This window comes from Phormidium sp. CCY1219, from assembly GCF_035615515.1.
Taxonomy (GTDB): domain Bacteria; phylum Cyanobacteriota; class Cyanobacteriia; order Cyanobacteriales; family Laspinemataceae; genus CCY1219.
Window position 1 is genome coordinate 1 of the sequence record NZ_JAJENT010000339.1, and the last position, 12,820, is coordinate 12,820.

Here is a 12,820-nt window from a genome sequence, read left to right on the forward strand (position 1 = left end):
GCAGATGGCCATACACAGACGCATTGGACCGTTAAAAGCCCCTTGATAATGATCTCATAGAACTTTTCACTGTCCAGGTTGAGTTCTATTATGTTTTATTCTATTATGCGCTGACCACCATCTAGGAGGAGAATCTTGAGTTTTCCAATGTTGCCAAGGATTAAAACAAATATTGTAAGTAGGTAAATAAATATTAGTATCAACCAATTGATTGAAAATTGGACTAAAATTATCTTCCAAATTAATTTTAATTTTCTTTATATTATATTTTTCTTTAGTGATTGAAGGAGGACAAGGAGCTAAAATTTTTAAAATGTTTTCGCATTCAGCACAAGCGGCTAAAAATATTTTAGTTAATTCAATAGAATATGCACAAGCATTAATACTTGTTGGATTATCAACCCCTCTAAATTCAATGTAGCGTGACAAGTTAATCAAATTATTTTCTAAGCTCAAAAAATATTCCCAGTGATGATAATCAGTAATAATAGCCATTTTGGTCTCCAGTTAGATAAGGTAAATACTTTAATTGGTAAGCTGTTTGGCATTTAAACTGGGTACTTCTAGCGAGCGAGATGCCTGCATTCCAAGAGTTTCATAATTTTCTGCTTCCTAATTTAGACAGTCAACAGCTTAAATGCAATAAAACTGACATATCTCCTACTTCTTGAATGACTAACTATATTCATCCCAAGTCCAATTTTGACCACCAAATCCTATACCTGATTCTTGAGGAATGAAAAGTTTTGGTGCTAAGGAAGGAGGAAGACTTATTGTGTAACCCCTAGCATAACCTTTCCTTGTTAATTCTTCTAGAGGGATAGACCTTCCCATATCATTGAATATATCATGGAATAGCAAACACATTAAACCAGCAACAGCATTTAAAGTATTCAATAAGTTAGCTTCCTCATAAGCGGTGACTCGATTGTGCTTTACATTATTGTGGTGTGTCCACCATGCAGGATGTTGGTAAACCAGTCTGGGCAGAGTAATTGGGTGGTTTATTTTATCCAGTGACCATTTCTGCCAAGGAGTAAAGGTTAAACTATGAGCAGGACAGGAAATTTGTTGAAAAGGTATTATAGCATAATTTGTGTTCCCCAAAGAAAATATTTCATCGCTAATGTCATAAAGGTCACCCTTTCTTATATGGGCAAGACTTTTACCGATATTCTCGCATTCAGCACAAGCCGCAAAAAATATCCTAACTAATTCAATAGAATATACTTTAGCATTCTTACTATCGACTTCAGTAACTTTACTAAATTCAATATAACGTGATACATTAATCAAATCATTTTCTAAAGCCAAAAAATACTGCCAATGATGATAATCAGTAGGTTGAGCAGGTTGAGTCATTTTTCATCTCTATTTAGATTTACTTAGTTTAGAGCAGTTGAGTTCGATCGCACTGACTCTCTCCCCACTCCTTCGATTTGTGAACCCGTTGTCACTGGGCGGCAGTAGCTCGGCGTTTTCGGCTATCTGGCCGATCGCCCCGCTAGTCCAATACCAGCTTGCCCCAATAACTGCCACGGCTAACAGTTGGCGATCGCATCTAGTCCAGGTTCGCGGGATAAGTGTCAAAGCCGACAGTTACCGGGAGGCGCATCGACAGTCCGCTATCCGTTTGCTCCGATAAGTGTTGGGGCTGACAGTTATCGGGGGAGGCGATTCGCTTTAACCGTGGGAAGGTGCTGGGTTAGACGGGGGTTAGGACGGAGGAGCGATCTCCTGGAGTATCTTTAAAATTTTGCCCCTCTCTTGATGAGGTCCGCTTTTAGAGCTTCGTCAATGCCTTCATTCTGTCCAAAACGAGCTTGGGTAACTGTGGCATTTTCAAATTTAGTCCTACTCAAGTTAGCAAAACGTAGGTCAGCCGAGTTCAAATTAGCCCAACTCAGATTAGCCCCACTCAAGTCAGCCGAATCCAAGTAAGCCCCATTCAAGTCAGCCCAGCTCAAGTCAGCCGAATTCAACTTAGTCCAACTCAAGTCAGCCGAGTTCAACTTAGCCCGACTCAGGTTAGCCGAACTTAAGTTAGATCCACCCAAGTTAGCTCCACTCAACTCAGCCCGACTCAAGTTAGATCCACTCAAGTTAGCTAAAATCAAATCCATCGAACTCAGATTAGCTTCCCTCAGATTAGCCTTGCTTAGGCCAGCCCCGCTCAGGTCAATCCCGCTCAGATTAGCCTTGCTCAAGTCAGCCCCGCTCAGGTCAACCCCGTCCAGATTAGCCCTGCTCAGGTCAACCCCGCTCAGGTCAATCCCGCTCAGATTCTTCTCACCTCTTTTAATCCGTTGAATCAGAGAAATTTTCGCTTCTTCAGGTGTTTGGTTTGATTCCGTCATAACCTTATCTTCACTGGTTTAAGGGAAAAGTCTCGATCGCCCCCAAGATGGCGACTTAATTCAACTACCTCAGTCGGTCGGTCCGCAACGGGTTGGCGGTTTTCTGAGCGGTGATTCTCCTCCACCATCGGTCCTGGTCTTCATCAGATAACTGTCACTTCCGACAGTTATCGTCCAACTCCATCGGTCCCACCATCGGTCCCACCCAGATAACTGCCAGTTCCAACAGTTATCCGCTGGTTCCAAGACCCTTCGCGACTGCCCGCCGGTCCGATAGCGGTTGGCTAAACTCTCAGTGCTGACAGTTTGGGAAACCGGAACCCCTGGAAGCCGGTGCGGACTGGTGGGGCCGGGTTGGTTCGGAGTTGGAGGAGGCGATCGCATTCTTCTCCATAGCCTGAGACTGCTCATCCTACAGCATCCTCCTTTTCATAGAGGTATCGTTGGAAACCAATGAAAAGCTGGCGGATATCGCGGATACTGTCCAATTCTTTCACCGCATCAGCCATGCTGCGATACTTGAGTTCTATCAGTTGAGACAATTTCTCGGGATGGAGTTCGCTCACCCCCTGATTCATGTAATGGTCTAGGACAAACTCTAAAAACTCCTGTTGTTTGTCGTTGTAGTGTGACAAAATCTGGAGTTTGCGGCCCATGACCCGTTCCCTGCGACTGATGGGAGTTGAGGCGTAGGCGATATAGGCCAGCACGTCATAGATATCGCTTTTCTCAGCATCAATAATTCGACTGATTTCGGTTAGTTCCTGGGGGCCGTAACCTTTCTCGGCTAAACCTTCTAACAATTTCTCGCGGGTGTCGGGCAGACTCCACAGTTCGCGCAGTTCGGTCTCATTTTGGAACAGTTCCGGCAGGTCTCCAAACAACCGCTCGATAAACTGAGCGGCGGATAGCGGTTTCCCGTCAGCACTCCAAAAGCTAGTTGCCATTGTGTGCTGTATCTCGCGCTCCTTGCCGTCAGCGAGTTGGATTTTCAGTTTTTGCCGTTGCGCCGGTTCCTGCGGTTCTGTCGGTTCCGATTCTAGGTTCTGGCTTTCGGCAGGGAGGCGTTTTTCTCGGGGGGTTATCGGTGTCGGGGTTTCCGGTTCGCCGTCCCATTCAGGGTCACTAAAATGCTGATAGGCCCCTACAAAATCATAAACGGTGAAATAGTCTTTCCCCTCAAACAACCGGGTGCCCCGTCCGATAATCTGCTTGAACTCAATCATTGACTTGATGGGACGCAACAGCACGATATTCCGGACGTTTCGGGCATCCACGCCGGTGGATAGTTTGTGAGATGTTGTGAGAATGGTGGGAATCCGTTTCTCGTTATCCTGAAAGATTTTGAGAAACTTGTTTCCAATCTCGCCATCATTCGCAGTGACTCGGACGCAGTAGTTCGGAGCCGTGCTGACTTTCATCTGGTTGATGAGATCGCGAATTGCCAGCGCGTGGTCTTGGTTGGCACAGAAAACCAAGGTTTTTTCGGTCTGGTTGAGACTTTCCATCAGCAATCGGACGCGATATTTTTCCCGTTCTTCAATCTCAATGATGCGGTTAAAGTCGGATTCGGTGTAGAGTCGGCCTTCCTCGGCTTCCCCTTCAATAACCGTATCGTCAGGAGTGTAGAGATATTCATCCAGAGTGGTTTCAAACTGCTTAACTTTAAACGGGGTCAGGAATCCATCGTTAATGCCATCTTTGAGCGAGTAGGTGTAGACGGGTTCGCCAAAATAAGCGTAAGTATCGGTGTTGTAGGTCCGTTTGGGGGTGGCGGTGAGTCCTAACTGAACCGCTGGGGCGAAGTAGTCCAGGATGCCGCGCCAGGAACTCTCATCGTTCGCGCCCCCTCGGTGGCACTCGTCAATGATGATGAAGTCGAAAAAGTCCGGTGGATAATCGCCAAAGTTGGGCGCGGGGTTTCCCTCGGCATCTTTCCCAGTCATGAAGGTTTGGAAGATGGTGAAAAAGACGCTCCCATTTTTCGGAACTCTGCCCTGTTTGCGGATGCCGTCCGGGTCGATACGGACTAGGGCATCATCGGGGAAGGCTGAGAATGAGTTAAACGCTTGGTTTGCCAGAATGTTGCGATCGGCCAAAAACAAAACCCGGGGACGGCGGGTGGGTTGGCGGCTCAGGTTCCATCGGCTTTGGAACAGTTTCCAGGCAAGCTGGAAGGCAATGAAGGTTTTCCCGGTCCCCGTCGCCATCGTCAGCAGAATCCGGGTTCGTCCCGCTGCGATCGCCTCTAAAACCTGGGTGATGGCGTTGTGCTGATAATACCGCGCTTCCCAAGTGCCGCTCTTGTCCTCGAATGGGATAACTGCGAAGCGGTCCCGCCACTCGTTGGCTTTCGAGAATGTTGCCTCCCACAGTTCCTCGGGGCTGGGATACTGGCTGATGTAACCTTCCGCCCCGGTGAGCATATCAACTTGATAGATGCCCTTGCCGTTGGTGGAATAGGCGAACCGGATTTGTAACTTTTCAGCGTATTTCTTAGCCTGTCCCACCCCTTCGGTATCTCGCAACTCCCGCTTTTTCGCTTCAATCACGGCGAGTTTCTGATTGCGATAGACCAGGACATAATCGGCATATTCCGATTTGGCCCGCTTCCCACCACCCAACAACCGACCGGGGGCGATGACCTCGCGACGAATCCGGCTGTCCGGGACAACCCCCCAACCGGCAGCTTTCAGGGCCGGGTCAATCAGTTCGGCGCGGGTCTCTGCTTCGTTCATGCGGCAATCTCCTTAGAAGTTTCTGCTACTTCTTTAGCCACGTCGCCGGTGAGTTCTCCGGTGAATGCTTTCTCTAAGATGGACTGCTTCAGTTCTTTGAGGGCTTCGAGTTTGCGCTGGTAGATGGATTCGAGGCGTTGGGTTTCTAAAATCAGAGAATCAAAATTTTCTGCATAATGTTTTTGAGTATCAATTGGCGGATAAGCAATTTTTAACTCCAACTGCTTGGTAATACCAATATATGCGCGAGTTGAACCAGAACTCGCAATTTTAGTAATTTGTTGTTGAAATTCAGAGCCTCTAAAAAAGTAATACAGATAACGATTATATAGGTGCTTTTTATTTAAAATTCTGTAATAAGTAACTTGAGGTGTTAAGACTACATAATCGCCACCCGTTTCAAGTATTGCTGAACGTCCAATAGTGCCTTTATGAGATAAAAGAACATCTCCGTTTTTAGCGAAACCCTTTCGGAGACATCCAGCTTGTTTTTCTGAAATAAAGTTACAGTTTGTTTGATTGACAGTTCCATTTACAAGGTCTGAGGCCATTATAAACGGGACTCCCATTTTGACAAAATCAGCTTTTTTAGGATGAATCTCCCCATGATTACCATCTAAAGGTTTTTCTAAAATTTTTTCTTTAACAAGATTTTCCACTGTACTCTCAACCCAGCCCTCACCCTTCCGGGTAAAGACCCCATTCAGATAACTTTCAAACAGTTCGCGGGCGTTGGCGAGGTTCTTCTCTGTGTTCGCAATGGCCGCATCAATCCCCTCAAACGCCTCATCCAAAATTGCCACAATCCGCTTTTGTTCGGGGAGGGGGGGCAAAGGTATTTGTAAGGATTGTAAAAACGGTACTTTTACCCCCTGTACAGTGGCTCCTGTACCTGCCTTTACGATTAGATGGGATATACTTTTAAGCCAATAAAATAAATATTTAACTTTTATTTTATTAGTATCTTTGGGAATAATACTTCTTAAGTCTTGGTTGATAGCAGTATCTTGAGCCAGTAGGCAAACCTTACCTAATCCTACTCGCGTAGCAATAACCACATTTCCTTTGGGTATTACATTAGTTGAACTATTTTTTACAGCTTCTTCTGTTATTTTACATTCTGTTTGGGAAATAATTTCATTTTTCATATCTCGAACAGTAGCCCAGAAAATATCTCCGGTATAAAATTCTTTGTTACTTTTAGATGGAGTCCCACCTCCAACAAGATAACAAACATCCCCAAGATTTTTTGTTTCCCACATTTTCATCACAACATCCCCCCAATTCCTGCTAAAATCTCTGCGCTTTCCTCATCCAACGCCGCAATCTCATCTAAAATTTCCTGCGGGTCTCTCAACGCTGTTTCCTCTGCCTTATTCGGATTCTTCACCGACAAATCGCAGGTTTCCCAGTCGATATCCGCCACATCCACAGACCAAGATTTTTCCGAGTCCGCGAACGTAGCTTGCAACTCCACAAACTCGCGCAAATCGTCATCATTAAGCGGATTGGTTTTGCCCATGTTCCGCCCTGGGTCTAGCTGGTAGTACCAGACTTTGCGAGTCGCCATTCCCTCAGTGGGAGATTTCCCCCCAGAAAATAAAGGCATTCCCTGGACAGAACTAGCGGGGTCACCTTTCTCAAAAAACAGCACCACAGTTTTCACTCCAGCCCCGATAAACGTACCACCGGGACAGTCTAAAATCGTGTGCAAGTTGCAGCTACTCAAAAGCTCTTGCCGCAAAGCACGAGAGGCATTGTCGGAATTCGAGAGGAACGTATTTTTAATAACAATGGCAGCCCGTCCGCCAACCTTCAGAATCTTGATAAAGTGCTGCAAAAACAGGAACGCAGTCTCTCCGGTTTTAATCGGGAAATTTTGCTGCACTTCCTTCCGTTCTTTCCCTCCAAATGGCGGGTTAGCGAGGATGACATCAAAGCGGTCTTTGTCTTGGATGTCGCTGAGGTTTTCAGTCAGGGTATTGGTGTGAATAATATTCGGTGCATCAACGCCATGCAAAATCAGATTCATGATGGCGATGACATAGGCGAGGCTCTTTTTCTCCTTGCCAAACAATGTCCCGGTTTGGAGTAGCTCAAGCTGTTGCGTGGTGAGCTTGCCTTGCCGGAGATAGTCGTAACTTTCACATAAAAACCCAGCCGAACCGCAAGCGCCGTCATAGATGCGATCGCCAATCTTGGGTTTGACCACCTTAATCATGGCCCGAATCAGGGGACGCGGCGTGTAATATTCCCCGCCATTGCGTCCGGCGTTCCCCATGTTCTTGATTTTGGTTTCATAGAGATGGGATAGTTCGTGCTTCTCCTGTTGAGTCTGAAACCGCAACTCATCTATCCGTTCCAGGGCATCCCGCAGACTGTAACCGCTTTGGAATTTGTTCTTGATTTCCCCAAAAATCTCGCCAATTTTATATTCGATAGTGTCCGAACTAGCGGCGCGTTGCTTGAATCCTTTCAAGTAGGGAAACAACTTATCATTAACAAAATTAATCAAATCATCGCCGGTTGAAGCATTGTTGCGATCGATTTCTCCTGTGGGCAACTTCGGCACAGCCCAATAAGACCAGCGATAGGCTTCGTCCAGGATGAACTCATAAGACTTGCCCACTAACTCAGCTTTTTGGGAGCGTTCCTGTTCTAAATCGTCCAAATACTTCAGAAACAGCAGCCAAGAAGTTTGCTCGGTGTAATCGAGTTCCGTGCCACAACCGGCCTCTTTCCAGAGGACATCATCAATATTTTTAAAAGTTTGCTCAAACATTCGGTCTGTACGATTACTTATAGTGGTTTGGTTAGATATCAGCCAGTCTGGGTCGTAACGCTAATCCGAAAAATAAGCCTCCAACAAATCAGCTCCCTGCTTCCCCATCTGCCGCAACTGCAACTCAATCAGCTTTATCGCCATCGGTGAGGGTGTCGCTCGTCCACACTCCCAGCGGTTGATGGTCTGGAAAGACACACCGAGTCGAGCGGCGAACTTCTCCTGGGAGAGGTTCATGCGCTTGCGTAGGGTCTTGATGAGTTCAGGAATCTGCAAGGTGGTTGGAGTCATTCTGTCATTATAACCTGACCAGGCGTTATAACATCCTTGATATTTCCTTAAGTTTCTGTGTCTCCCAGTTATCCAGGGTTTCAGCCGATTCAGTCCGGTGTTTCGGGGTGTGGTTGGTTCGACGGCAGGCGGTTGTCGGGTTTGTCGGAGTTGTCGGATAACTGTCGGAGGTGACAGTTTAGAGGCGATCGCATCTGGGTCATCTTCACCCGCAAACTGTCGGGTCTGAGAGTTATCTCGGGAATCGCCTATCGGATGGGTTGCCTTTGTCGGATAACTGTCAGGACCTCAGAAACTGTACGGCAGGGGGCATAATCTGCTATAAATTTTCCTAATCATCATGATCCATTAAGACCCCTTCTAACTCATCTGCACTCCGTCGATATGCTTCTAAATCAATAATAAATTGGTTATTAAAAACATAGGCTTTAAGTGGTATCGTTATCATGCGTGCGCCAGTCTCACGGTATTGATACGTTAATCTTAACTTGCCATCAGAGAATGTTAACCTTTTAGTCGATGTATTATCTGAGAACCAGGTATCAGAATTACAAGAGATGTAATTTCCTGTCAAGGTTCCTTGAAATATATAACCAACATCTTTTCTTTCAAAAGAAGAATCTGTTACAAAGTTTTTAACATCAAAGGTTTCTCGTATTACTCTATAACCTCCACTATCTCCTTCTAAAACTCTGATATTTGAAATAATACTGCTGGGACAATTACCAGAGGAAATATTCAATTGGATGGTTTCAGGGTCAGCATAAGCAGCACCAACATAAGTGCTAAAACAAACTATGATGGAAGTTGCAATTATAAATAGCGATTTAACTGTCATTAGAAAATCCTCAAAAATAGTAATCGCTACACCAAGACGAGCGACGAGCGGGAAACTTCTCCTGAAAGAGGTTCATGCGCTTGCGTAGGGTCTGGACGAGTTCAGGAATCTGCAAGGTGGATGGAGTCATTCTGTCACTATAACCTGACCAGGCGTTATAACATCCTTGATATTTTGTTAAGTTTCTGTATCTCCCGGTTGTCCAGGATTTCAGCCGATTCAGTTCGGGGGAACCTGGACTCTGTGGGTAGCGGCTTCGCGGGAATGGGCGGGGTTGGGTTCGACGGCGGGCGGTCGGGTTGTCGGAGGTAACAGTTATCTCGGGTGGCGATCGCAACTGGGACCGGGTTGGATAAGTGTTGGCTCCGACAGTTTGTCCGAGGCGATCGCATCAACCTCAAAACGTGCAAATCAGTGGCTCACCCCAAACCAGAGAATTCCCATGATTGCCAGTGCATAAGAGTTTTACTCAAATCCCTAAGCGTGATATTTTCAGTATTAAAAGCCATCAATAAAACAATGCTAACCGTCCACCATCTCAACGTTTCCCAGTCCGAGCGGATAATCTGGCTGTTAGAAGAACTGGAATTGGAGTATGAATTACAGTTATATCAACGAGACCCGGTGACTCAGTTTGCTCCCCCGGAACTGCAAGAAGTTCATCCGGTTGGCACTGCGCCGGTGCTGGTTGATGACGAGGTAGTGCTAGGTGAATCGGGAGCCATCATCGAATATATCCTAGGGCGCTACGGGGAAGGACGGTTGGCTGTACCCGTCGCATCACCTCAATATCCGGATTACCTCTATTGGTTCCACTACGCCAATGCCAGCTTGATGAGTTGGAGTATGGTCAACTGGATGGCGGGGATGGCTGTGGGAGCGGATAACAATTCTCCAATGCTTCCTGTCCTGCGACAACGGCTCGATCGCCATCTGGAAATGGTCGAAAATCGCCTATCCCAAGCGGACTACTTCGCCGGTGCCGAATTCACAGCCGCCGACATCATGATGCATTTTCCATTCGCGACCATGAAGGCGTTTTACAACTTGGGTTTTGACAACCGGCCCCACATCAAAGCGTGGTTGGCAAGGATTAGTGAGCGCCCTGGATATCAGCGCGGGATGAAAGCAGCCGGACACGAGCAAGACCCGGCTCTGGATGGGAAGGCAGACCGCGTGATGGGGTTGGATTCCTCTGCATGAGTTGGCCGAATCAGATATGCGGATGAGTTGAGCGGGACCGGGTGAAGTTGGGGGCGATCGCAAGTAACTGTTAAGGCTGGCAGTTATCTCGGGGGGTGATCGGCTGTCGGGGTGGTTGCCGGTTTGTCGGATAAGTGTCGAAGGTGACAGTTATCGGGAGGCGAGCGCTTCACTCGTTGTTATCCAGTTTCTCCCAAACCGTCTCAAATTTTTGCCAATCTTCCTCGGCCTCCAAGGACCGATGTTGCAACCCGAGTCAACACCCGGGCATCCGTGAGCGATACAAGCGCCGCTTTCATCAGCCGTGTTAGCAGACATGAAGACGCCTTTCCCTTGGTTGTACCGGACTGTTATGGAGGCTCTATTTCCAGTAGGGTGGGCATTTCAGACAAATTTCTAAAAAATCTTCAATTAGTGCTTGACAGTTCAGATTTTTCTCGTTATTGTAGAGAGGTTCAATTATTTAGGTTCTAGTGTTATGTAGTATCCACCCGTCTACCCTGTCGTGCATACTGAGTTCCGAGAGGAATGGTATGTCCGTTTGTCCAAATAGGGGTAGCGAATGGTCACTAAAGCGAAAAAACAACACCAGAACACAACCGATAAAAAGTTTGCGGCTACTGTAAATACTGACGTTCAAAACCCAAATCGGTGTTCTGTTGATAACACCGATACTTTCGCTGCTTGGTGGGAAACTTTGAGCGAGGCTGACCAAATTAAAGTTGACACTATGGTTACTGTGCTAGAAGAAGAGGGCGTTACTCTCCGTTCACCTCATAGCTCGAAAATCAATGGCTGCAAAAAATATAGCCATATCCGAGAACTGCGGGTTCAAAGCACTCAAGGTCATCCCTACCGGATCCTGTATGCCTTCGATCCAACCCGAACTGCTATCTTATTGGTGGGTGGTAACAAAACCGGAAATAAACGCTGGTACGAAACCCATATTCGTATTGCTGAAAAAGAATATGAAACTCACCTAAGCAAATTAACAAAAGGAGGTTGAACATAATGGCACAGTCGTTTGAGGTCTTGAGGAACAAAATGTCCCTCAAGGCCCAACTTCAAGCCAAGGAAGAAGCGGCGAAAATCTTGGAAGAAATTCGTCGCTCTCATGCAAATCCAAAACCACTCGATGATTCACCAAATCGCAATCATTTAGATGGGTTGGATGCCTTGGCAAAACTGTTACCGAAGGGATAACCGTTGCCCGTTGGTCGGGTCCACCAGTTGCGATCACTGTTGATAGAGTTTCCAGTTCATGGCAACATCACCGAAGCCGTAATCGATAACTTTGCCATATTGGTTGACCGAGTTAGAATCGCTTGCCGTCCACCAAGATAATTTCACGCAAACCACCACCTAACCCAAGATAATTTGGACCGATCGCCACTGACCGATTTAGACCGATCGCCAACGGACCGACCCGACACAATTTGGAGCCAATCGCCACAGAGCCTCGGACTCGAACAAGAACTACACCGGCGCTCATTCGAGCCCTTATTCGCTCCTTTGCAATCGAGGACCCGTCAAGGTTAGCAATGGCCTTCGGATGCCACCCGCCGACCATCACTCCAACGATTAGAAAGCAGTCAAGGCGATCGCTAATTCGGCCAACAATAAACAGGAACATCACCTCGGGAAACGAGGCAGTTGGCAAACTCAGCTTCTTGAGCAAATCAACTCGGCGATATCTCTTAACCCGGGCAACATCTTGACCTAGGCGATTCCCCATTCGACAAGCGTGACACCAGGCTTGACGAACATCGACTCGACGGGAACGATAGCCTAGAGTATAGCTACGCGGTGCGAGACCTGGGGCCGGGTTCATCGGATAACTGCCGGTTCTGCCAGTTTGGGTGGCGATCGCACTGTCGGTTTGAAGGGACTCTAAATCTGATAGGTTTTACTCCGACAGTGCTGCACAGCGCAGCTATGCCGTAAACTTATCGCATCTCAAGCCAATCCGCCACGATGTAACCCAGAGTTGTCAGACTTTGGATGCGATCGCCACTGACTGAGCTAGGGCATTGGCCGGGATGGCTCCGGGATTGGGTCGCACTCAGGCAAATCCCTCAACGTGAATCACTCTGTGGCTGCAACTCAAACTTATCGTCACCTTGAATGGTTACATAACCATCAGGGAATCGAACATACACCGTTTTGGTGTTTAGCGATCGTTCTACCTGTCCAATTTGGCCGGTGTAGGGCCAGCCTTCTATCAAGCAAACCACGCGGTCCCCGGGCTGGAACCGAGACTCGCCCTACCGTTTTTTGCCCTGGAAGTTGGCGCGAATTTCTGCAAGTTTTTTCTGCCATTCCTGCTCTTTTAGCTCCTGTTCTTTACGTTCTTTTTCTTTAACTAATTCTATGGTAGTCCCTAAATCTCTTGCTTTATCTTCTAATCGTTTGTTTTCGATTAAAACTTGATATTTAGGCCGGTTTTCTTGCCATTGTAAAAATGCTTCTGTTGCTAAATTGTTAGGGTTTTTGACCAATAAATTCAAAGCATCTTTTGCAGCAGATTTTATATACTGGACAGTGAAAAGTTCTCTATGACCCCGAGAGTGTCGCTCTATGACCTCAAAAAAATGGACCGGCATAAAACCAG

At 46.8% G+C, this 12,820-nt stretch carries 12 protein-coding genes; 3 read left to right on the forward strand and 9 right to left on the reverse strand.

Annotated elements, in window-relative coordinates; translation table 11 throughout:
- Window positions 1-66 precede the first annotated feature (66 nt).
- The 8 genes from LKK83_RS05985 to LKK83_RS06020 form a co-directional block, all read right to left on the reverse strand.
- Window positions 67-495, reverse strand: coding sequence for a hypothetical protein (locus LKK83_RS05985; RefSeq protein ID WP_324630029.1), 429 nt, complete (start codon window positions 493-495; stop codon window positions 67-69).
- 180 nt (window positions 496-675) lie between these two features.
- Entirely contained in the window at window positions 676-1,362 is a 687-nt protein-coding gene (locus LKK83_RS05990; protein ID WP_324630030.1) for a hypothetical protein, read from the reverse strand.
- 386 nt (window positions 1,363-1,748) lie between these two features.
- Window positions 1,749-2,357 (reverse strand): pentapeptide repeat-containing protein, encoded by a 609-nt coding sequence (locus LKK83_RS05995; RefSeq protein WP_324630031.1) that lies wholly within the window; start codon window positions 2,355-2,357, stop codon window positions 1,749-1,751.
- A gap of 407 nt (window positions 2,358-2,764) precedes the next feature.
- Entirely contained in the window at window positions 2,765-5,095 is a 2,331-nt protein-coding gene (hsdR, locus tag LKK83_RS06000) for an EcoAI/FtnUII family type I restriction enzme subunit R (RefSeq protein WP_324630033.1), read from the reverse strand.
- Window positions 5,092-6,363: a restriction endonuclease subunit S gene (locus LKK83_RS06005; protein ID WP_324630034.1), complete on the reverse strand. Its 1,272-nt coding sequence runs from the start codon at window positions 6,361-6,363 to the stop codon at window positions 5,092-5,094. The genes hsdR and LKK83_RS06005 overlap by 4 nt, the downstream gene beginning before the upstream one ends.
- Window positions 6,363-7,877, reverse strand: coding sequence for a type I restriction-modification system subunit M (locus tag LKK83_RS06010; RefSeq protein ID WP_324630035.1), 1,515 nt, complete (start codon window positions 7,875-7,877; stop codon window positions 6,363-6,365). Before LKK83_RS06010 ends, LKK83_RS06005 begins: the two co-directional genes overlap by 1 nt.
- Before the next feature lie 60 nt (window positions 7,878-7,937).
- Complete coding sequence (locus tag LKK83_RS06015) at window positions 7,938-8,168, reverse strand: helix-turn-helix domain-containing protein (RefSeq protein WP_324630036.1); 231 nt, start codon at window positions 8,166-8,168, stop codon at window positions 7,938-7,940.
- A gap of 331 nt (window positions 8,169-8,499) precedes the next feature.
- Window positions 8,500-9,006, reverse strand: coding sequence for a hypothetical protein (locus LKK83_RS06020; RefSeq protein ID WP_324630037.1), 507 nt, complete (start codon window positions 9,004-9,006; stop codon window positions 8,500-8,502).
- 519 nt (window positions 9,007-9,525) lie between these two features.
- On the opposite strand from LKK83_RS06020, the gene LKK83_RS06025 reads away from it, so the two are divergent.
- The 3 genes from LKK83_RS06025 to LKK83_RS06035 all read left to right on the forward strand — a co-directional run bounded on the left by LKK83_RS06025 (window position 9,526) and on the right by LKK83_RS06035 (window position 11,412).
- Window positions 9,526-10,209, forward strand: coding sequence for a glutathione S-transferase family protein (locus LKK83_RS06025; RefSeq protein ID WP_324630039.1), 684 nt, complete (start codon window positions 9,526-9,528; stop codon window positions 10,207-10,209).
- A 562-nt stretch (window positions 10,210-10,771) separates the two neighbouring features.
- Window positions 10,772-11,215 carry a type II toxin-antitoxin system RelE/ParE family toxin gene (locus LKK83_RS06030; RefSeq protein WP_324630040.1) on the forward strand — a complete coding sequence of 148 codons (444 nt, stop codon included), beginning with the start codon at window positions 10,772-10,774 and terminating at the stop codon, window positions 11,213-11,215.
- A 5-nt stretch (window positions 11,216-11,220) separates the two neighbouring features.
- Window positions 11,221-11,412, forward strand: a complete 192-nt coding sequence (locus LKK83_RS06035; protein ID WP_324630041.1) for a hypothetical protein — start codon at window positions 11,221-11,223, stop codon at window positions 11,410-11,412.
- Window positions 11,413-12,473: 1,061 nt separating this feature from the next.
- Here the strand turns inward: LKK83_RS06035 and LKK83_RS06040 are convergent.
- Window positions 12,474-12,820, reverse strand: a 347-nt coding sequence (locus LKK83_RS06040) for a hypothetical protein (protein ID WP_324630043.1), incomplete at its 5' end; no start/stop codon positions are given.

Excerpts from the sequence above, each read along its gene's own strand:
- LKK83_RS05985 (WP_324630029.1), bottom strand. The coding sequence starts at position 495 with ATGGCTATTATTACTGATTATCATCACTGGGAATATTTTTTGAGCTTA.
- LKK83_RS05990 (WP_324630030.1), bottom strand. The coding sequence starts at position 1,362 with ATGACTCAACCTGCTCAACCTACTGATTATCATCATTGGCAGTATTTT.
- LKK83_RS05995 (WP_324630031.1), bottom strand. The coding sequence starts at position 2,357 with ATGACGGAATCAAACCAAACACCTGAAGAAGCGAAAATTTCTCTGATT.
- hsdR (WP_324630033.1), bottom strand. The coding sequence starts at position 5,095 with ATGAACGAAGCAGAGACCCGCGCCGAACTGATTGACCCGGCCCTGAAA.
- LKK83_RS06005 (WP_324630034.1), bottom strand. The coding sequence starts at position 6,363 with ATGAAAATGTGGGAAACAAAAAATCTTGGGGATGTTTGTTATCTTGTT.
- LKK83_RS06010 (WP_324630035.1), bottom strand. The coding sequence starts at position 7,877 with ATGTTTGAGCAAACTTTTAAAAATATTGATGATGTCCTCTGGAAAGAG.
- LKK83_RS06015 (WP_324630036.1), bottom strand. The coding sequence starts at position 8,168 with ATGACTCCAACCACCTTGCAGATTCCTGAACTCATCAAGACCCTACGC.
- LKK83_RS06020 (WP_324630037.1), bottom strand. The coding sequence starts at position 9,006 with ATGACAGTTAAATCGCTATTTATAATTGCAACTTCCATCATAGTTTGT.
- LKK83_RS06025 (WP_324630039.1), top strand. The coding sequence starts at position 9,526 with ATGCTAACCGTCCACCATCTCAACGTTTCCCAGTCCGAGCGGATAATC.
- LKK83_RS06030 (WP_324630040.1), top strand. The coding sequence starts at position 10,772 with ATGGTCACTAAAGCGAAAAAACAACACCAGAACACAACCGATAAAAAG.
- LKK83_RS06035 (WP_324630041.1), top strand. The coding sequence starts at position 11,221 with ATGGCACAGTCGTTTGAGGTCTTGAGGAACAAAATGTCCCTCAAGGCC.